Genomic DNA, 19,577 nt, shown 5'->3' on the forward strand with positions numbered 1-19,577 from the left:
ACGAGAGTAGGTCGGACATCGCGCAGTGACGACGAGTGTTGCGTCGGATTACCGCCCGTGCGCGCTCGCGGGTCTCGTCGTAACCCGGGCGCTCGCGGTGCTACCCTTTCTGAGGTAAGGGATGCCTTACCTCAATACGTCTGCAGAGAGTCCATCCCGTGCTCGCCACCTTCCTCATCGGTCTTCGCGAAGGCCTCGAAGCCGCCCTGGTCGTCGGCATCCTCGTCGCCTACCTCCGGAGGCTCGGCCGACAGGACGCGCTGCCGCGAATGTGGGCCGGCGTGGCGCTGGCGATCCTGCTCGCACTCGGCATCGGCGCGTTCCTCACGTTCGGCGCGTACTCCCTGACGTTCGAGGCGCAGGAGCTCATCGGCGGCCTTCTCTCGCTCCTCGCCGTCGCCATGGTCACCGGGATGATCTTCTGGATGCAGAAGGCCGGCCGCACCATGAAGGCGACGCTCGAAGGGGGTCTCGATCGGGCGCTGACCCAGGGAGGCGTCTGGGCCCTCGTCGCGATCGGCTTCGTCTCCGTGGCCCGTGAAGGCATCGAGACCACGCTCCTCCTCTGGTCGATGGTCCAGTCGTTCGGCGACGCGCCGTCGGCCCTGCTCGGAGCAGTGCTGGGGCTGCTCGCCGCAGTGGTGATCGGGTGGCTCCTCGCCCGCGGCGCGGTGCGGCTCGACCTCCGTCGCTTCTTCACCTGTACGAGTGGCTTCCTCGTCGTGGTCGCCGCAGGCGTGCTCGCCTACGCGGTCATGGACCTCCAGGAGGCCGGAGCCCTCCCGGGTCCGTTCACCGGGGCGGCCCCCCTCGACGACGCCACCGGTGCCGTGGCGCTCGGATGGGCCGCGTTCCCGTTCGGCTGGGCATTCGACGTGACAGCGGCGATCGCACCGGACGGCGTGTGGGCCACGGTGCTGCAGGCGACGGTCGGTTTCATGCCGCGGATGACCTGGCTCCAGGTCGTCGCCTGGGCTCTCTATCTGCTCGTCGTCGGCACCCTCTTCGTCCGCGGTCTCCGCGCGGGCCGACCCCGTTCACCTCTCACGGCGCCGCGCGTCGACGCACGCGACACGGCCATCGCACCCACCCATCAAGGAGCAGCATGACCACCACTCGACGAATCGTCGGAGCCGTTGCGGCTGCCGGCGCGACCGCTCTCGTCCTCTCGGGCTGCGTGGCCAAGAGCGACGTCGCAGCGGGTGCCTCGTTCGACGTCTCGTCGACCGATTCGGCGTGCGCCGTGTCCGAAACGACCGCGCAGAGCGGCACACTGACCTTCGATGTGACGAACGAGAGCGGTCAGACCTCGGAGTTCTACCTGCTCGCGGACGACGGCCTCCGCATCGTCGGCGAGGTGGAGAACATCGCTCCGTCCGCGTCGCGGACCCTCACGGTCGTGGCTCAGCCCGGCACGTACTTCACGCTGTGCAAGCCGGGGATGATCGGCGAGGGCGTGGGCAAGGCCGAGTTCACAGTCACCGGCGATCGGGTCGCAGTGGCCGGAGAGGACGCCGAGCTGAAGCAGCAGGCGGTCGACCTCTATGCGGCCTTCGTCAAGGACCAGGTCGGGCAGCTCATGCCTGCCGTCGAAGACTTCGTGCGTGCCTACGAGTCGGGCGACGACGCGACCGCTCGCGCGCTCTTCCCGCAGACCCGCGCCTTCTACGAGCGCATCGAGCCGGTCGCGGAGGCACTGGGGACGCTCGATCCCCGCATCGACTACCGCGAGGTCGACGCGGTGGCCGAGGAGCTCGACTGGACGGGCTTCCATCGGATGGAGAAGGACCTCTGGGTCCCCGCGCAGGACGCGCTGAACGCCGATGGCGAGACGCCCGCGTGGCAGGATTGGGCTCCGTCGACGACGCAGGAGCGCGTCGGCTACGGCGATCAGCTGCTCGCGGACGTGCAGGAGCTCTACGACTACGTGCACTCCGATGACTTCACCACGGCGCTGGAGGACCAGGGCATCGGCGGGATCTCGAACGGGGCTATCGCGCTTCTCGACGAGGTCGCGACCGGCAAGATCTCCGGCGAGGAGGACTGGTGGTCGGGAACGGATCTGTACGACTTCGCGGCGAACGTCGAGGGGTCGAAGATGGCGTTCTCCCTCGTGCAGGACTTCGCCGGGGCTCAGGGCGCGGACGGCGAGGCACTGGTGGCCGAGATCGAGGGCGGCTATTCCGCCCTCGAGGACGCTCTCGCCGCGCATGGATCGCTCGCTCAGGGCTTCGTCGGATACTCCGCACTGACGGATGCCGACAAGCGCGAGTTCACCGATCTGATCAACGCCCTGGCGGAGCCGCTGTCGCAGCTCACCGGCACGGTCCTCGAGTGACGCGACCGAGACGACCTCGAAGGTGAACGACAGCCCGATCGACGACGCCGCCGCCGAATCCGCCGCGGAATCGGCGGGGTCCTCGCCCCCGCCCCCGGGGCTCAGCAGACGCGGCCTGCTCGGTCTCGCGCTGGGCGGGGGAGTCGCCTCTCTGACGGCGGGCTTGGGCGCGGGGCTCGCCGGGGGAGTCGCACTGGGACGGGCGAGGGCGGCCGCCGACACGCAGACCGCCTTCGACTTCTTCGGATCCCATCAGGCGGGGGTCACCACGCCGGTGCAGGAGCATCTCCATTTCGCGTCGTTCGACATGATGCCCCGCACCGACAGAGACGACCTCGTCACGCTGCTGCAGGACTGGACATACGCCGCGTCACGGATCACCCAAGGACTCGAGGTCAGCGCCACCGGCGCCGTCGGCGGCGACCCCGAGGTGCCGCCGGACGACACGGGCGAAGCCATCGGACTCCCGGCCTCGGGCCTCACGATCACCTTCGGATTCGGTCCGAGTCTCTTCGAGAACGAGGAGGGGGATCGCTACGGGATCGCCGCGCTCCGTCCGACGCGACTCGAGAGACTGCCGGCGTTCCTCGGCGACGACCTGATTCCCGAAGCATCGCACGGCGATCTGTGCATCCAGGCCTGCGCGGACGACCCGCAGGTCGCCGTCCACGCGGTGCGCAACCTCAGTCGGATCGCCTTCGGCCGCGCCAAGCTGCGCTGGTCGCAACTCGGTTTCGGCAAGACGTCGCGCACGACCGCGGATCAGGCCACACCGCGAAACCTGTTCGGGTTCAAGGACGGCACGGCGAACATCCTCGCCGACGACATGGCGGCTCTCGACGAGCACGTGTGGGTGTCGGCGTCCGACGAACCCGCGTGGATGACCGGTGGCTCGTATCTCGTCGCCCGGAAGATCGCGATGCTCATCGAGACGTGGGATCGCGTGCGGCTCTCGGAGCAGGACGCCATCGTCGGGCGCGACAAGGGAGTGGGCGCACCGCTCTCGGGAGGCGACGAGTTCACGCCTCCGGACTTCTCCGGGGCGAGCATCGACCGGAACGCCCATGTGCGGCTCGCGCATCCCGACCAGAACGACGGCGTGCGGATCCTCCGCCGCGGATTCAACTACGTCGACGGCAACAACTCCCTCGGGCGCCTCGACGCCGGACTGTTCTTCCTCTCCTACCAGCGCGACCCGGCCCAGTTCATCGCCCTCCAGCGCCGACTCTCGACCGATCTCCTGAGCGAGTACATCCGGCACGTCGGCTCAGGCGTGTGGGCGGTGCCCGCCGGCGCGACCCCGGGGTCCTTCGTGGGAGCCGACCTCTTCGCGTGACGGGCGCTCTCAGCGTTCGAGAGCCTCCGCCACGAACGACGCGAACGCGTCCGCGCCGAAGTGGTCGGCGGCGCTCACGGTGACGACGGCGCGGTCATGGAAGATGATCATCTGCCCGTAGGCCCCGTGCACCCGCCACGTCCGGCCGGGACCACTCCATCCGGAGAGCGCGTAGCGGTCGTACGCGGGGTTGGACCCCGCGACGACCCAGTCCGAATGCATCGCGTCGATGATCTCGGAGGATACCAGGCGCTCGCCACGCCATTCGCCCCGGTCACGGATGAGCCGCCCCAGGCGGGCCATCTCCTCCGTGCGCAGGGAGATGCCCTCGCCGGCCAGGATCCGCCCGTTCGCGCAGCGCTGCCAGTCGAGGCCGCCGAGACCCAGTGGTGAGAACAGCCGCGTCTCGAGGTAGGCGGGGATGTCTCCGATGCGGGCGGACAGGACGGTCATCGCCGTGTAGGTGCTCGCGTTCGAGTACTGGAACACCCGGCCGCGAGACGGGCGGGAGAGGAACTCGCGAGCGAGGTCAGGCCAGTCCGTCATCATGGTCGCCGACCACGGCAGGTCGATGCCGCTGGACATCGAGAGCAGATGACGCAGCGTGATCTCGCCGACGCCTGACCCCGGCGAGAACTCGGGCACGTATTCGACGACCGGTGCGTCGAGCGAGATCAGACCTTCGTCCTGAGCGATCCCTGCGGCCAGCACGCTGACGGCTTTCGCGACCGAGTGGATCTCCTCGGGCTCATCCGCCGTCCATCGGTGCGCGGCGACGGAGTCGCCCGCTAGCACGTGCAGGCCGTGCGCCCCGAATCCCGATCGGTCGACCTCCTCCACGAGCTCGTCGCGGATCTCGTCGGCGTCGGTCACCTGCCCGAACCGTCCGTCCGCACCTCACGCGGTCTTCGTGAACCCGTCGGGTCGCTGCGGTGGCCTTCTCGGCGGGCGAGCTCCGGGTCTTCGAAGAGCCATCGGGGCCGCGGCTCCACGAGCGGCCGGAAGACGCGGCGCACCGGCCGGGTCGCGAGAGCGAGGGCGAGGAGCACCGACAGGAGGGTCACCAGCGGCAGCCACAGCCAGGTCGGATCGAGGTCGCGCAGCAGGCCGGACTCCCGGAACGGGTACAGCACGAACGAGTGCAGCAGGAAGACGTACATCGTGTACTGGCCGAATTTCGTCCACCAGAACGTGCCGCGCGGGACGAGCGCGAAGAACGCCGCACTCAGCACGACGGCGAGAATCATGAGGAGCACGCGCACGCCGCCCGCCCACCACTGCTCGCCGCCGAGGTCTGCGTAGGCGTCCTCATAGAACAGCCAGTGCCTCAGATCGATCGCCTTCCACACGTCGATCCAGTTCCAGGCGGTGAAACCCGCAGCCCCGAGTGCGGCGAGCGCGGCCAGGCGGATCCACCAGGGACGGACCTCGAGCAGACGGAACCGCGCGACGATGTCGCGGTCGCGAAGCCACCAGCCGAGTGTGAAGAAGGGCAGCAGCCCGAGTGTGCGCGAGAGGGAGAAGGTGCTGTCGACGTTCGGGAGGTAGCCGACGCCGATGGAGATGAGGACGGTCCACAGCAGCGGCCATCGCAGCAGGGCCAGGTAGGGGAGGACCAACCGGAAGATGCCGAGCGCCAGAAGGAACCACAGGGTCCACGAGGGCTTCGTGAGGTTCGGATCGGCCTGGCCCTCGACGAGCCACTTGGTCAGTGTCCACAAGAGCTCGAAGATGACGTACGGCAGCAGGATGTCTGTGATGACCCGCGCCATCTGGACGCGGGTGGGCGACCCGGACTTGGAGAAGTAGCCCGAGATGATTGCGAACGCCGGCATGTGGAAGGCGTAGAGAGCGAGGTACGACGCGAGCGCGATGTCGGAGTCGTAGATGAGACGCTGGATCGCGTGCCCCAGGACCACCAGCACGATGCACGCGTACCGGGCGTTGTCCCAGAAGGGCACGCGTCGACGCGGCTTCGGGACGGGCGCCGTGGCGGGGGTCGTCGGGTCGGCGCCGGCGCTGTTCATGCTTCGAGGCTACTCCCGGGAATAAAGTTGCTCCGACCGCGTTGACTCAATTACATTCAAGTGAATAGAACCGGATGCAGGGCACCCGATTCGGAGAAGACGGAGCAATCATGAGCGAGCAGTCAGGCGTACCGGTGCAGTTCGGCATCATGTCGGTCAGCGACATCACCCGCGACCCCACCACCGGCATCACGCCCAGCGAGCAGGAGCGGATCAAGGCGACCCTCGCGATCGCCAAGCACAGCGAGGAGGTCGGGCTCGACGTCTTCGCGGTCGGCGAGCACCACAACCCGCCGTTCTGGTCCTCGAGCCCGTCGACCTTCCTGGCCGCACTGGCGGCTCAGACCGAGCGGCTGATCGTCTCGACCTCGACCACGCTGATCACGACCAACGACCCCGTGCGCATCGCCGAGGAGTACGCGATGCTCCAGCATGTCTCGGACGGACGCATGGACCTCATGCTCGGCCGAGGCAACACCGGCCCTGTCTACCCCTGGTTCGGTCAGGACATCCGCCAGGGCCTCCCGCTCGCGATCGAGAACTACGCGCTGCTGCACAAGCTGTGGCGCGAGGACGTCGTCGACTGGGAGGGTAAGTTCCGCACCCCGCTGCAGGGCTTCACCTCCACGCCCCGCCCCCTCGACGGCATCGCGCCGTTCGTCTGGCACGGGTCGATCCGCACCCCGGAGATCGCAGAACAGGCCGCGTACTACGGCGACGGATTCTTCGCGAACAACATCTTCTGGCCGAAGGAGCACTACCAGCGTCTGATCGAGCTCTACCGGCAGCGGTACGCGCACTACGGCCACGGCACCTCGGAGCAGGCGATCGTGGGACTCGGCGGACAGGTCTTCATGGCCGCGAAGTCGCAGGATGCCGTGTCGCAGTTCCGCCCGTACTTCGACAACGCTCCGGTGTACGGCCACGGCCCCAGCCTCGAGGACTTCACGGAGATGACCCCGCTCACGGTGGGTTCGCCCCAGCAGGTGATCGACCGCTACGCCGCGATGCGCGAGCACTTCGGCGACTACCAGCGCCAGCTGTTCCTCATCGACCACGCCGGTCTCCCGCTCAAGACGGTGCTCGAGCAGCTCGACATCCTCGGCTCGGAGGTCGTCCCGGTGCTGCGCAAGGAGCTCGCGAAGGATCGTCTTGCATCCGTTCCGGACGCACCCACCCACGCGGCCAGGGTCAAGGCCGAGTTCGGCGACGGTCCCACCCGCCAGGCGCGCCCCGGCGCCAACCGCGGCGACAACCTGACGGGCGACTCGCCCTATCAGGACACCCCCGCGCCCGCCGGTGCGGCGTTCGGCCTCGCTCGCAAGGAGGCGTGACATGACGATGCGCCGCATCGCCGTCGTCTCGGCGGGGCTGTCGAACCCGTCGTCGACCCGGATGCTCGCAGACCGGCTGGCCTCCGAGACGCTCAAGGCACTCGCGAACCGTGGCGTCGAGGCGAGCGTCGACGTGATCGAGCTGCGCGACTACGCCCACGACATCACGAACAACCTGCTCACCGGGTTCGCTCCGCCCGCGCTCGAGACGGCGATCAACACCGTCATCTCGGCCGATGCGCTCATCGCCGTGACACCGATCTTCTCGACGAGCTACTCAGGTCTGTTCAAGTCGTTCATCGACGTGCTCGACCCCGACGCGCTCACCGGGACACCGGTGCTCATCGGAGCGAACGCGGGCACGGCTCGTCACTCGCTCGCGATCGACTACGCCATCCGCCCGTTGTTCGCCTACCTGCACGCCGAGGCGGTGTCGACAGGAGTGTTCGCCGCCTCGAGCGACTGGGGTGACGCGGGCGACGACGTCGCACCGCTCGCGAAGCGCGTCGAGAAGGGCGCGAAGGAGCTGGCGGAGGCGATCTCGAAGCGCGAGGCGTCGTCCTCCGTCGATCCGTACGACCCCGCGACCTACCTCGGCGAAGGACGGTCCTTCGGCCACATGCTGGGCGGTCTCGCCGGGGAGTGAGCGCGGTTCGTCGGGAAGACCCGCGAAACCTGATATCAGGGCCATGATCCATCGACAATGTCCGTAGGGCATCGTACGGTGACGTCATGGCCCTTCTCCCTGTGCTCGAAACCGCGCGAGACACACTCCGCGGAACCCTGATCCTGCCATCCGACGATGCATTCGCGTCCGCCGCGCGACCCTGGAACCTCGCCGTCGAGCAGCGCCCGGTCGGCGTCGCCCTCCCTGCCGATGTCGACGACCTCCGCACGCTGCTGCGCGCCGCAGCCGATTCGGGAGCGCCCGTCGCGGTCCAGCCGAGCGGGCACGGCGCGTCCGGCGATCTCGCCGGCACCGTGATCGTACGCATGGCGGCGTTCGACGAGCTCGAGATCGACGTCGCCGCGGGCATCGCGCGGGTGGGCAGCGGCGTGCGCTGGGGCGCCGTGGTCGAGGCGCTCGAGGGATCGGGCTGGGTGGCGCCCGCGGGCACGAGTCCTGTCGTCAGCGTCGCGGGATACACGCTCGGCGGTGGCCATTCGTGGTTCAGCCGCACCGGGGGCCTCGGTTCCGACAATCTCCGGGCGGCATGGGTGCTGCGCGTCGACGGTACCCATGATCGGGTGGACGACGAGAGCGACCCCGATCTCATGTGGGCCCTGCGCGGCGCCGGAGGAGTCGTCGGCATCGTGACCGCGCTCGAGATCGATCTCGTGCGGGCACCCGCCGTATGGGGAGCGTCGCTCACCTTCGACGCATCCGATGCCGAACGGGTGATCCGGGCGGTGCGCGATCTTGCCGAAGATGCCCCGCGGTCCGTGAACGTCTTCGTCGACTCCCTGCGCATGCCCGATGCGCCCGAGATGCCGCCCGAGATCCGTGGCCGCAGCTTCGTCACCGTGCAGGTGCTCTCGGTCGATGGGCCGGCCGACGCGCTGGTCGACCGCGTCCGTTTCTCGGGCTCCGTCCAGCGCGAACTGTCGGGACCGACGTCGCCGGGCGCCGTCGCGGCCGCGTCCAACGAGCCGACGGAGCCGACACCCGGGCGTGGCGCGTCCGCGGCGCTCTCGCGCCTCGACGACGCCCTGATCTCCGACCTCCTACGGTTCCGCGAGCACCCGGACCAGTGGCCCATCATGGGCATCGGCATGCGGATGCTCGGCGGCGCTCTCGGTGCTCCGCGGCGACCCGGCTTCGCCTCGATCCAGGGCGCCGAGTGGCTGCTGCATGCACTCGTCCCGATCTTTCCCGGTGGCCCGAGCGAACCCGGAGATGCGAGCATCGCGGGATTCGAGCGGGTGGTGGCACCGGCGCTCGCGCCGCAGACGGTGCCGACGTTCCTCGGACCGGGGCAGACCCTCGCGCTCTGCGGTGACGCGGACTCGGTCGAGAGGCTGCGCACGGTACGCGACGCGGTCGACCCGAGCGGCGTCCTCCACGAGGGCCGTCTTCCGCGCTGAACCGGCACACCGGAGGCATCCCGACGCGAGCGCGCAGCGGGATGCCGAAGGGATTCGAGCACGACGCCGATCACGTCCGGGAGGCGGTAGGTCAGAGATCCGGATCGGCCCGGCGGTTCCAGCGGTACTCGGTCTCCGGTCGCCCGCGGGCCCCATATCGCGCTCCGCGGGCGACGATCCCCTCGGCCGCGAGGTGCTCCAGGTAGCGGCGGGCCGAGACACGGGACATACCGAGGCGGTCGGCCGCCTCGCTCGCCGACAGGGCAGCGCCGGCGCGGAGCTCAGCGGTCACGGCCTGGAGGGTGGCGGCGGACAGGCCCTTCGGGAGGGCGATGGTTCCTGTCCCTCGACCGAGAAGCGCATCGATCTCCGCTTGCGTGGCCTCTCCGTCGGTCGCCCGTGCGTGCTCGCGGTGCTCCCGATACGCGGTCAGGCGTTCGCGGAACACGGCGAAGGGGAACGGCTTCACGAGGTAGGTGTGGACGCCGAGCGCCGCCATCTGCCGCACGGTGTCCGCGTCGCGAACGCCGGTGATGGCGATGACGTCCACGGCCGCCGACCGTGCCCGCAGGGTGCGCAGGACGTCGATGCCGGAACCGTCCGGCATCGTGATGTCCAGGAGCACCAGGTCGAAGGGCTCGTCGCGCGGCTGCTCGAGCACCGCATTCAGTGCGGCTCGGGCCCCCGAGCACTCGCCGCGCACGACGAAGCCGTCGATCCGCTCGAGGTACGTGCGGTGGAGCTCGAGCGTCAGGGCGTCGTCGTCGACGATGAGTGTGCGGATCATGATCGTCCTCGCCCGCGCGCAGGTGGCAGCAGCACGCGGAAGGAGGTGGGGTCCGACGTGACCTCGACCGTCCCGCCGACGCCGATGACGATCGAGCGGACGAGTGCGAGACCCACGCCGCGCCCGTGAGCGTCAGCGGGCTTCGTGGAGAAGCCGTTGGTGAAGATCCGCTCCCGCAGCTCCGGCGGCACGCCCTCTCCGCTGTCGGACACCCGCAGCACGATACCCCGCTCGGCGGACGGCTCGATGACGACCTCCACCCATCTCTCCACGGCGTGCGCCGCCGCGTCCATCGCGTTGTCGATGAGGTTCCCGACGACGGCGACGCTGTCGACGGGCGAGAGGGGCGACGGCGGCGTGTCGGGTTCGATGCGGACCCGCCAGTCGATTCCGCGTTCCTTGGCCTGCGATGCCTTGCCGAGCAGAAGGGCACCCACGACCGGATCTCCTGACCGTCGAGCCGTCACCTGGTCGACGAGCGACTGGCTCTGGCGCGACGTCTCGGTGAGTATCTCGATGGCCTCGTCCGTGCGACCCAGTTCGAGCAGCGCGACCGCCGTATGCATCCGGTTGCCGTGCTCGTGGGTCTGCGCCCGAAGGGCCTCGCCGAGCGTGCGCAGCGATTCGTATGACGCCACGGCGTCCCGGACCTGACCGGGAGGGAGATCTCCCGCGATCCGTCGGGTCATCCTGCGCGCGGCCCAGGCGCCCAGCGTGCCCAGTGCCACGAGACCCGACGTGATGCCGAGCGTCAGCGGAAGGCGGCGCAGCAGGGTCTCCGAGATCGTCTCGGTGGTCACACCTGCGGAGACCCACCCGATCAGCGCGTCGTCCGACGAGAGCACGGGGACGATGGTGCGGACGGAAGGCCCCAAGGTCCCGGTGAAGACCTCGGTGAGGGTCTGGGGCGACGAAGGTATCGTTCCGAGGTACCGCCCGCCGATCCGCTCGGGGTCGGGGTGGGTGAGTCGCACGCCCGACGTCGTCATGGTGGTGATGAAGTCGAGGTCGGCGGCCTCGACGATATCCATCACGTACGGCTCGAGGATCTGCGTGGCAGCGGCTGCATCCCCGCGCTCCAGAGCGTCGATGACGAGCGGCGAGGTGGCCAGTGACACGGCGGAGACCGACGTCGCCCGTTCTGCCTCGGCGTGCGTCGCTCGCTGCGCCTCGATCACGAGGAACACCGCCACCAGTGCCCCCACCAGCACGGTCGTGACGAGGAGCACCACGAAGACCCGCGAGGCGGTGCTGCGGGTCTCGCGCGCGCGTCTCATCGCATCCTCCCGATCATTCTCGACCTCGGATCCTGATCACGGTAGTGACCAATACGACCACAAATGGCGCGGCGATGCGAAGTCGGCGACGGTGAGCCTACCGACGGCGACGACGCCGGCGGACATGAGACGACGACGTTCATGATCGAGGAGGAAACACATGGCCATCACGACGGGGTTCTCACTTCCCGGATTCCACTGGCGGCGTGGCAAGCAGGCCTGGGATCGGCACACGTGGCTCTACGTGTCCGTGATCATCGCGGTGGTGCTCGGCGCCGCCGTCGGGCTTCTCGCCCCGGAGGTCGGGCAGTCGCTCGAGCCGATCGGGAAGGGCTTCGTGTCGCTGATCAAGATGATGATCGCGCCCATCATCTTCTGCACGATCGTGGTCGGCGTCGGGTCGATCGCCAAGGCGGCGACCGTCGGCAAGATCGGCGGTCTCGCACTTCTGTACTTCATGGTGATGTCCACGTTCGCTCTGGCGATCGGGCTGGTCGTCGGCAACATCATCCACCCCGGTGCCGGACTCGACATGGCGAGCTCGTCGTACGACGCGACCGAGACCGAGGCGAAGACCACCACGGAGTTCATCCTCGGCATCATCCCCACCACGTTCTTCTCCGCCTTCACGGGCGAGAGCGTCCTGCAGGTGCTGTTCGTCGCGCTGCTGGTGGGCTTCGCGCTGCAGGGCCTCGGCGAGAAGGGCGCGCCGATCATGGACGCGGTGAAGAACCTGCAGAAGCTCGTCTTCCGCATCCTCGGGATGATCCTGTGGCTGGCTCCGCTCGGCGCGTTCGGAGCGATCGCCGCCGTGGTGGGGAAGACCGGCGCCGCGGCGATCTGGAGCCTCGGGGTCCTGATGGTCGCGTTCTACATCACGTGCATCCTGTTCATCGTCGTCGTGCTCGGTGTGCTCCTGTACGCGGTGACGCGCGTGAACATCTTCAGCCTCATCAAGTACCTGGCCCGGGAGTACCTCCTGATCGTCGGCACGTCGTCGTCGGAGTCCGCACTGCCGCGGTTGATCGCCAAGATGGAGCACGTCGGGGTGTCCAAGCCCGTCGTGGGCATCACGGTGCCTACCGGCTACTCGTTCAACCTCGACGGCACGGCGATCTACCTCACCATGGCGTCGCTGTTCATCGCCACGGGGATGGGGCAGCCGATGTCGATCGGCGAGCAGATCGGTCTGCTGGTGTTCATGATCATCGCGAGCAAGGGTGCGGCCGGTGTCACCGGTGCGGGACTGGCCACGCTCGCCGGGGGTCTGCAGGCGTACCGACCCGACCTCGTCGACGGTGTCGGCGTGATCGTGGGGATCGACCGTTTCATGTCCGAGGGGCGGGCGCTGACGAACTTCACGGGCAACGCCGTCGCCACCCTCCTCATCGGCACCTGGACGCGGCAGATCGATCGTGATCGAGTGGGCCAGGTGCTCAGCGGTGAGCTGCCGTTCGACGAGTCGCTCCTGGACGGAGTCGACGAGCACGGGATGGCCGATGAGAAGCAGGCGGTCGACATCCAGGGACTCAAGGACTCGGCTGTCGACGAGATGGCCGCGAAGGAGGAGCGGGCCCGACTGCGTGCCGACCGGCGCTGATCCGGCCGAAGAGGGGATGCGGGAGCCGGCTGTCCGGCTCCCGCATCCGTGCGGTCAACCGCTCTTGCGTCGGAACTCGCGCCGCGTCTGCGGGGCGGGCGCACCGTGGACGGCGGAGTCGCCGTCCAGATGGGCCTCGCCCTGCCGGTGGTGCGCGTTCTTCTTCTCGAGCGCTTCCTTGAACTTGCGCTTCATCTCCTCGGAGGAGGAGGCGCCTTCTTCGGTGCTCATGCCCGCCAGCCTAGGGCACGCCTCCGACGTGCGTCAGGCTCACCTGCGCGCTCGCCGCGTGGCGAGGTCGATCACCGCCCCGAGGCCGACGGCCACGACCACCGACACGATGACCGCGACCACCGGCCCTCCGGGGACCAGAGCGGCCACGATGGCTCCCACCGACGCCTGATACGCGGCCCAGCCGAGAGCGGCGAGTCCGACGAGGCAGAGATAGCGGACGGGGTGGATGCCCGAAGCGCCGGCGACCAGATTGATGGCCAGACGGGCGAAGGGGACGAAGCGTGCGGTGAAGAGCACGGTCGCGGTACCGCCGTCGAGTCGCCGCCGTGCCCATTCGAGGGCCTGACGCACCTTGCGCCCCCGCATCCAGCGCCAGCGCTCGGTCCCCACCGTACGGCCGATCAGATAGCAGGCGGCGTCTCCCGCCGCTGCAGCCGCGGCAGCGCAGACGATCACCGCCCAGAGGGGAGGAGATCCCGATGCAGAGGAGATCGCGCCGAGCGCCGTGACGGCGATCTCACCCGGCACGATCACGAAGAACGAGTCTCCGAGCACCAGCAGCCCCATGACGGCGAGAGCCCAGGGGCCCGTCAGCAGGTCGGTCGGCACCCCTCCACAGTGCGCGGCGGAGGTGAACGGGAACCAAATCACGGATAGCCGGTGACCAGCGCTCCAGCATCCGGTGAACTTCTGGTGCCCGCGACCGATTCGCGCCTCCCTCGTGACGCCGTCGCTGCATCCTGAGGGGGTGAGAGTCGCGATCGTGACAGAGTCCTTCCTTCCGCACATGAACGGTGTGACGGGATCGGTGATGCAGATCCTCAGGCACCTCGAACGAACAGGCCACGACGCGCACGTCATCGCCCCGGATGCCGCGGGCATCCCGGCGCACGTGCACGGCGCGGCCGTCGAGAGCATCCCCAGCCTCGCGCTGCCCGGGTACCGCAACGTCCGCGTGGGGACCTCTCCCGCGCATCGGGTAGCCGCCTCCCTCCGCAGATTCGAGCCGGACGTCGTGCACCTCGCATCGCCCTTCGCGCTCGGTTGGCGAGGGGCGCTCGCCGCCGAGCGGCTCGATGTCGCCGCCGTCGCGGCCTATCAGACAGACGTCGCCGCCTACACCGAGCGCTACCGGATCCCGGCGACGACCGGGATCGCCCAATCCCACATCGCACGGCTGCACCGCCGGGCGACACTCACGCTCGCACCGTCGGAGGATTCCGCGCAGCAGCTCGCCTCGCTCGGCGTCGACAGGGTGCGTCGGTGGGGGAGAGGCGTGGATGCCGAGCGCTTCCACCCCTCACGGCGCAGCGCCGCCCTTCGTGCGCACTGGGGAGCCGAGGTCGTGATCGGCTACGTCGGACGTCTCGCCCCCGAGAAGCAGGTCGAGGATCTCGCCGCTCTGCGAGACATCCCGGGCACTCGGCTGGTGATCGTGGGCGACGGGCCGAGCCGCGCGAAGCTCGAGGCCGCTCTTCCCGGAGCGCTCTTCCTCGGGCACCTCGACGGCGACGCGCTCGCCGCGGCGCTGGCCTCCTTCGACGTGTTCGTGCACCCCGGCGAGAGCGAGACGTTCGGCCAGACGCTGCAGGAGGCCCACGCGAGCGGTGTCCCCGTGGTGGCGACCGGACGGGGCGGCCCGCTGGACCTGGTGCGCATGGGGATCGACGGCTGGCTCTACCGGCCGGGTGACCTCGCCGATCTCCGCATGCGTGTCGCAGATCTCACCGGAGACGGTCGCAAGCGTCGGGCCTTCGGTCAGGCGGGCCACGAGGCGGTCCAGGGTCGGAGCTGGGCCAGCGTGTGCGACCAGCTCCTCGGACACTTCGAGGAGGCACGGACCCTCAGAGGAGTCGACGCCGCCCTCCGTGCTCGGCGCGCGACCCGCCCCGAACGCACACCTCCCGTGCAGCAGCGCCGATGGCAGCGCTACGTCGCGCTGGGGGACTCGCTCACGGAGGGGCTGTGCGATCCCGCCCCGGACGGTGCACTCCGCGGCTGGGCCGATCGCCTCGCGCTTCTCCTCGCCGCCCGCGGCGGCCTCCACTACGCGAACCTCGCCATCCGCTCGAAGCGGGTGCGGGATGTCTGCGGCCCGCAGCTCGCGCGAGCGCTCGAACTCCGTCCGGACCTCGTCTCGATCCTCGTCGGGGCCAATGACCTCGTCGGTCGATCGGCGGACGTGCGCTCGCTGGCGGCTCAGATCGAGGATGCCGTCGCGAAGCTCCGCGAGACCGGGGCCGATGTTCTCCTCGTGACGCCGTTCCTGCCCCGGCGGCGAGCGGCAGGCATCTACACGCGGCGATTCTCGGCCTTCGCCACGGCTCTGGCCGGGGTCGCGAAGCGCACCGGAGCGATCCTCATCGACACCGACATGCACCCGACGCTGCCCGACCGGCCCAACTGGGGCGAGGACCTCGTCCACCTCAGCAGCCGCGGACATCGTCTGCTCGCGTACCGCGCAGGCGAGGTCCTCGGGGTTCCGGACGCGGACGCTCTCGGCGCGCTGGACGCAGCCCTCCACGAGAACGAGTCCCTCGGGGCCGGTCTCTGGTGGCGGCGACACGCGCTGCCCTGGGTGTGGCGGCGATTGCATGGGCGCGCTGCGGGGGACGGGCGGGTGGCCAAGCACGACGACTACGTGTACCTCGGTCGCTCCTCGTCGCGGAGCGATGTCCCGGTGTCCTGACCGGTGCAGTCCGACATCCGCGCCACCGCGGTTTCTGGACGGTCGCTGGTAGGGTGGGAGGGATCGACGCGTGTCGATCGCACAACTTCATATCGACTCATGGAGCGATCGGCGGAGAGCTGGTCCCCTGTGGTGGGTTCCTCGGCGGGTCGTCGGGTGGCTTTCTACTGGTGGCCAGCGCAGGTGACATTCGCGGGATTGCCCGCGCGCCCGTATCCGGCTGCATCCGCTCCTTCATGAACACGCTCGCGCGTCACACGGATTCGCGAGTCTAAACAAAGAAGGAGAGACCTCTTGGAAGGTCCTGAAATCACCGCCACCGAGGCCGTTCTCGACAACGGCCGCTTCGGCACCCGCACCATCCGCTTCGAGACCGGCCGCCTCGCGCAGCAGGCTCAGGGCGCAGTCGCCGCGTACCTCGACGGCGAGACCATGCTCCTCTCGGCCACGAGCGCGGGCAAGCACCCGCGCGAAGGCTTCGACTTCTTCCCGCTGACGGTCGACGTCGAAGAGCGCTCCTACGCCGCCGGCAAGATCCCCGGCTCGTTCTTCCGTCGTGAGGGCCGCCCCTCCACCGAGGCGATCCTCGTCTGCCGTCTCATCGACCGTCCGCTGCGCCCGTCGTTCGTCGACGGTCTCCGCAACGAGGTCCAGATCGTCATCACGGTCCTCTCGATCGCTCCCGGTGAGTTCTACGACGCACTCGCGATCAACGCGGCCTCCGCGTCGACCCAGATCTCGGGTCTGCCGTTCTCCGGCCCCGTCGCCGGTGTGCGCCTCGCGTTCATCCCGGGTCACGGGGACCACGCGGACCAGTGGGTCGCGTTCCCGACGGCCGAGCAGGTCAGCGAGGCCGTGTTCGACCTCATCGTCGCCGGCCGTGTCGTCACCAAGGCCGACGGCTCCGAGGACGTCGCGATCATGATGGTCGAGGCCGAGGCCACCGAGGGCAGCTGGAACCTGATCAAGGCCGGCGCCACGAAGCCCGACGAGGCAGTCGTCGCGCAGGGCCTCGAGGCGTCCAAGCCGTTCATCGCCCAGCTCGTCAAGGCTCAGGCAGAGCTCGCCGCCACCGCGTCGAAGGAGCCGGGTGTGTACCCGGTCTTCCCGCCGTACTCCAGCGAGGTCTACGACTTCGTGGCCGAGCGCTCCTACGACGACCTGGTGAACGTCTACCAGATCGCCGACAAGCAGGAGCGTCAGGCCGCCGACGACGCCGTCAAGGACCGCGTCAAGGCACAGCTCATCGAAGCGGTCGAGGCAGGCAACCTGCCCGCGGGCGCTCCCCTCGAGTTCTCCGCGGCCTACAAGTCGGTCACGAAGAAGATCGTCCGCGGTCGCATCCTCACGGAGAGCGTGCGCATGGACGGTCGTGGCCTGGCGGACATCCGTCCGCTGGACGCAGAGGTGCAGGTCATCCCGCGCGTGCACGGCTCGGCGATCTTCCAGCGCGGCGAGACCCAGATCATGGGCGTCACCACGCTGAACATGCTCAAGATGGAGCAGCAGATCGACTCGCTGTCGCCCACGACGAGCAAGCGCTACATGCACCACTACAACTTCCCGCCCTACTCGACCGGTGAGACCGGCCGTGTCGGGTCGCCGAAGCGTCGCGAGATCGGGCACGGCTTCCTGGCCGAGCGCGCACTCGTGCCGGTGCTGCCGAGCCGCGAGGAGTTCCCCTATGCGATCCGCCAGGTGTCCGAGGCGCTGAGCTCGAACGGCTCGACGTCGATGGGCTCCGTCTGCGCATCGACCCTGTCGCTGCTGAACGCGGGTGTGCCGCTGCGCGCAGCCGTCGCCGGCATCGCGATGGGTCTCGTCTCCGACCAGGTCGACGGTGAGACGCGCTACGCCGCACTCACCGACATCCTCGGTGCCGAGGACGCGCTCGGCGACATGGACTTCAAGGTCGCCGGCACCAGCGAGTTCGTCACGGCGATCCAGCTCGACACGAAGCTCGACGGCATCCCGTCGTCGGTGCTCGCGGGCGCGCTGACCCAGGCCCGTGAGGCCCGCCTCACGATCCTCAACGTCCTGAACGCCGCGATCGACGCCCCCGACGAGATGGCGCCGACCGCGCCGCGCGTCATCAGCGTGCAGATCCCGGTCGACAAGATCGGCGAGCTGATCGGCCCGAAGGGCAAGACGATCAACGCGATCCAGGACGAGACCGGCGCTCAGATCTCCATCGAGGAGGACGGCACCGTCTACATCGGCGCGACCGACGGCCCCTCGGCAGAGGCCGCCCGCGCTCAGGTCAACGCGATCGCCAACCCGACCAACCCCGAGGTCGGCGAGCAGTTCCTCGGAACCGTCGTGAAGATCGCGACGTTCGGAGCGTTCGTCTCGCTGCTCCCCGGCAAGGACGGCCTGCTGCACGTCACCGAGGTGCGCAAGCTCGCCGGTGGCAAGCGCGTCGAGAACGTCGATGACGTCCTGTCGGTCGGCCAGAAGATCCTCGTGAAGATCACGAAGATCGACGACCGCGGCAAGCTGTCGCTGGAGCCCGTCATCGACGAGGCTCCTGCTGCGGCCGATGAGGCTCCTGCAGAGGATTCCGCCGCCGAGTAAGCGCCACGGCTGCACCGGGAGCCCGGGTCCATCCACGTGATGGCCCCGGGCTTCCGTCGTCTTCGATGTGACCAAACCGTTATGCGGAGTTTTCCCGCCGTTCCCCGGATTGGTCGGCGCGTTCGGCGATCTCGCATACCCTCGAAGTACGCACCGGGGGGTGCAATTCCAGTTGTGACGCAGGTCGGAACGCACCGATCGACGCGGGGGTGAGGAAATGCGGTTGTTCAGCGTAGGCGCAGGAGCCTCGGACGAGCGTGCGCCCGAGACGACCGAGCACCCGTCCGCTCCCATCCCGATCGTCGGCCCCGGCATAGGAGAGAGCATCCGCGTCCCCCTGGGCGAAACGGGCCACGATACCTTCCCCCTCATGCTCGGTGCGGCCGAGTTCGGCTGGAACGTCGATCTCGAGACGAGTCACGGAATCCTCGACCGCTACGTCGAGTTCGGGGGCAACGCCGTCCACACCGCCGACGGCTTCTCGGGTGGGCGCAGCGAGCACATCATCGGGCAGTGGCTGCGCTCGCGAGGACAGCGCGACAGGACGCTCCTCAGCGTTCGGATCGGAGCCCACGCAGACAACCCGGGTCTCGGGTCGGTCAACCTCGTCCGCGCCGTCGAAGGGTCACTGACCAGGCTCGGCGTCGATCGCATCGATGTCCTCTATCTCGATGCGACGCTCGATGTCACGACCAACCTCGAAGACACGCTGGCGACCGTCGAGTGGCTCACGGAGGCGGGCAAGATCGGAGCGGTCGGGGCGTTCGGCTTCGCGCCGGAGCGCCTGGTCGAAGCCCGCATCCTCGCCTCAGCGGGCTATCCCCGCATCGAGGTGATCGACTCGCCGTACAACCTCGTGCGTCGCCAGCCGTTCGAGGGCGACCTGCGACTCGTCGCGGGGGCGCAGAACCTCGCGGTGACTCCGTCTCATGCCCTCGAGCACGGGTTCCTCTCCGGGCGGCACCGCAGCAGGGCGGTGGCTTCGCGGGGCGTGCGTGGGGAGCAGCTGCGGGGGCAGCTGAATCGGCGGGGCATCAAGATCCTGCGGTCACTCGATCAGGTGGCCGACGAGCTCGACGTCCCGGTCGCGGCGGTCTCCATCGCCTGGCTGATCGCCCAGCGGACCGTCGTGGCACCGATCGTGAACACGTTCGCGACGGAGCACGTCGACGAACTCATGCAGGGTGCCGGCGTGACCCTCTCCCGCGCACAGGTCGCCGAACTGACCCGGGCGGGCAACTGAGCGTCCTCCCGGCTTCTCCGGCCACCTGACATAGGGTGGAAGGGATCCGGCAA

The 19,577-nt window shown here is 69.0% G+C and carries 16 protein-coding genes; 10 read left to right on the forward strand and 6 right to left on the reverse strand.

Annotation, left to right across the window (positions count from 1 at the left end; all coding sequences use genetic code 11):
• Window positions 1-158 precede the first annotated feature (158 nt).
• From efeU to efeB, 3 genes are read left to right on the forward strand one after another with little or no spacing between them, the layout of a single operon-like run.
• Window positions 159-1,109 (forward strand): iron uptake transporter permease EfeU, encoded by a 951-nt coding sequence (gene efeU / locus BN2660_RS12375; protein ID WP_091232395.1) that lies wholly within the window; start codon window positions 159-161, stop codon window positions 1,107-1,109.
• Window positions 1,106-2,338, forward strand: a complete 1,233-nt coding sequence (gene efeO, locus BN2660_RS12380; RefSeq protein WP_091232397.1) for an iron uptake system protein EfeO — start codon at window positions 1,106-1,108, stop codon at window positions 2,336-2,338. The genes efeU and efeO overlap by 4 nt, the downstream gene beginning before the upstream one ends.
• 37 nt (window positions 2,339-2,375) lie before the next feature.
• Window positions 2,376-3,674 (forward strand): iron uptake transporter deferrochelatase/peroxidase subunit, encoded by a 1,299-nt coding sequence (gene efeB / locus BN2660_RS12385; RefSeq protein WP_091233653.1) that lies wholly within the window; start codon window positions 2,376-2,378, stop codon window positions 3,672-3,674.
• A gap of 9 nt (window positions 3,675-3,683) precedes the next feature.
• Here the strand turns inward: efeB and BN2660_RS12390 are convergent, their stop codons facing one another.
• Window positions 3,684-4,547: a serine hydrolase domain-containing protein gene (locus BN2660_RS12390; RefSeq protein WP_091232401.1), complete on the reverse strand. Its 864-nt coding sequence runs from the start codon at window positions 4,545-4,547 to the stop codon at window positions 3,684-3,686.
• Window positions 4,544-5,701, reverse strand: coding sequence for an acyltransferase family protein (locus tag BN2660_RS12395; protein WP_091232403.1), 1,158 nt, complete (start codon window positions 5,699-5,701; stop codon window positions 4,544-4,546). Before BN2660_RS12395 ends, BN2660_RS12390 begins: the two co-directional genes overlap by 4 nt.
• Before the next feature lie 110 nt (window positions 5,702-5,811).
• On the opposite strand from BN2660_RS12395, the gene BN2660_RS12400 reads away from it, so the two are divergent.
• The 3 genes from BN2660_RS12400 (at window position 5,812) to BN2660_RS12410 (ending at window position 9,120) form a co-directional block, all read left to right on the forward strand.
• A complete protein-coding gene (locus tag BN2660_RS12400; protein WP_091232405.1) occupies window positions 5,812-7,035 on the forward strand; it encodes an LLM class flavin-dependent oxidoreductase in 1,224 nt (407 codons plus the stop codon).
• Between the two features lies 1 nt (window position 7,036).
• Window positions 7,037-7,681: an FMN reductase gene (locus BN2660_RS12405; RefSeq protein WP_091232408.1), complete on the forward strand. Its 645-nt coding sequence runs from the start codon at window positions 7,037-7,039 to the stop codon at window positions 7,679-7,681.
• Window positions 7,682-7,767: 86 nt separating this feature from the next.
• Entirely contained in the window at window positions 7,768-9,120 is a 1,353-nt protein-coding gene (locus BN2660_RS12410; protein WP_091232411.1) for an FAD-binding oxidoreductase, read from the forward strand.
• Between the two features lie 91 nt (window positions 9,121-9,211).
• On the opposite strand, the gene BN2660_RS12415 is transcribed toward BN2660_RS12410, so the two are convergent.
• Window positions 9,212-9,907, reverse strand: a complete 696-nt coding sequence (locus BN2660_RS12415; RefSeq protein WP_091232413.1) for a response regulator — start codon at window positions 9,905-9,907, stop codon at window positions 9,212-9,214.
• A complete protein-coding gene (locus BN2660_RS12420) occupies window positions 9,904-11,184 on the reverse strand; it encodes a sensor histidine kinase (protein ID WP_091232415.1) in 1,281 nt (426 codons plus the stop codon). Before BN2660_RS12420 ends, BN2660_RS12415 begins: the two co-directional genes overlap by 4 nt.
• Window positions 11,185-11,344: 160 nt before the next feature.
• Between BN2660_RS12420 and BN2660_RS12425 the strand changes: the two genes are divergently transcribed.
• The gene (locus tag BN2660_RS12425; protein ID WP_091232418.1) at window positions 11,345-12,784 is read left to right on the forward strand and encodes a cation:dicarboxylate symporter family transporter; all 1,440 of its coding nucleotides are present in this window, start codon (window positions 11,345-11,347) and stop codon (window positions 12,782-12,784) included.
• Between the two features lie 54 nt (window positions 12,785-12,838).
• Here BN2660_RS12425 and BN2660_RS16630 read toward each other — a convergent pair whose 3' ends face one another.
• Together BN2660_RS16630 and BN2660_RS12435 are read right to left on the reverse strand one after the other, a co-directional pair.
• Window positions 12,839-13,015 carry a DUF5302 domain-containing protein gene (locus tag BN2660_RS16630; protein WP_091232420.1) on the reverse strand — a complete coding sequence of 59 codons (177 nt, stop codon included), beginning with the start codon at window positions 13,013-13,015 and terminating at the stop codon, window positions 12,839-12,841.
• A 39-nt stretch (window positions 13,016-13,054) separates the two neighbouring features.
• A complete protein-coding gene (locus BN2660_RS12435) occupies window positions 13,055-13,627 on the reverse strand; it encodes a DedA family protein (RefSeq protein ID WP_255305155.1) in 573 nt (190 codons plus the stop codon).
• 154 nt (window positions 13,628-13,781) lie between these two features.
• Between BN2660_RS12435 and BN2660_RS12440 the strand changes: the two genes are divergently transcribed.
• The 3 genes from BN2660_RS12440 (at window position 13,782) to BN2660_RS12450 (ending at window position 19,524) form a co-directional block, all read left to right on the forward strand.
• Window positions 13,782-15,707, forward strand: coding sequence for a GDSL-type esterase/lipase family protein (locus BN2660_RS12440; protein WP_255305156.1), 1,926 nt, complete (start codon window positions 13,782-13,784; stop codon window positions 15,705-15,707).
• A 294-nt stretch (window positions 15,708-16,001) separates the two neighbouring features.
• The gene (locus BN2660_RS12445; RefSeq protein WP_091232423.1) at window positions 16,002-18,281 is read left to right on the forward strand and encodes a polyribonucleotide nucleotidyltransferase; all 2,280 of its coding nucleotides are present in this window, start codon (window positions 16,002-16,004) and stop codon (window positions 18,279-18,281) included.
• Between the two features lie 217 nt (window positions 18,282-18,498).
• Entirely contained in the window at window positions 18,499-19,524 is a 1,026-nt protein-coding gene (locus tag BN2660_RS12450) for an aldo/keto reductase (RefSeq protein ID WP_091232427.1), read from the forward strand.
• Window positions 19,525-19,577 lie beyond the last annotated feature (53 nt).

Source organism: Microbacterium sp. 3J1, from assembly GCF_001049495.1.
GTDB lineage: Bacteria > Actinomycetota > Actinomycetes > Actinomycetales > Microbacteriaceae > Microbacterium.

Coding starts and splice junctions, on each gene's coding strand:
- BN2660_RS12400 (WP_091232405.1), top strand. CDS start 5,812: ATGAGCGAGCAGTCAGGCGTACCGGTGCAGTTCGGCATCATGTCGGTC.
- BN2660_RS12420 (WP_091232415.1), bottom strand. CDS start 11,184: ATGAGACGCGCGCGCGAGACCCGCAGCACCGCCTCGCGGGTCTTCGTG.
- BN2660_RS12415 (WP_091232413.1), bottom strand. CDS start 9,907: ATGATCCGCACACTCATCGTCGACGACGACGCCCTGACGCTCGAGCTC.
- BN2660_RS12410 (WP_091232411.1), top strand. CDS start 7,768: ATGGCCCTTCTCCCTGTGCTCGAAACCGCGCGAGACACACTCCGCGGA.
- BN2660_RS12450 (WP_091232427.1), top strand. CDS start 18,499: ATGCGGTTGTTCAGCGTAGGCGCAGGAGCCTCGGACGAGCGTGCGCCC.
- BN2660_RS12405 (WP_091232408.1), top strand. CDS start 7,037: ATGACGATGCGCCGCATCGCCGTCGTCTCGGCGGGGCTGTCGAACCCG.
- efeO (WP_091232397.1), top strand. CDS start 1,106: ATGACCACCACTCGACGAATCGTCGGAGCCGTTGCGGCTGCCGGCGCG.
- BN2660_RS12395 (WP_091232403.1), bottom strand. CDS start 5,701: ATGAACAGCGCCGGCGCCGACCCGACGACCCCCGCCACGGCGCCCGTC.
- BN2660_RS12425 (WP_091232418.1), top strand. CDS start 11,345: ATGGCCATCACGACGGGGTTCTCACTTCCCGGATTCCACTGGCGGCGT.
- BN2660_RS16630 (WP_091232420.1), bottom strand. CDS start 13,015: ATGAGCACCGAAGAAGGCGCCTCCTCCTCCGAGGAGATGAAGCGCAAG.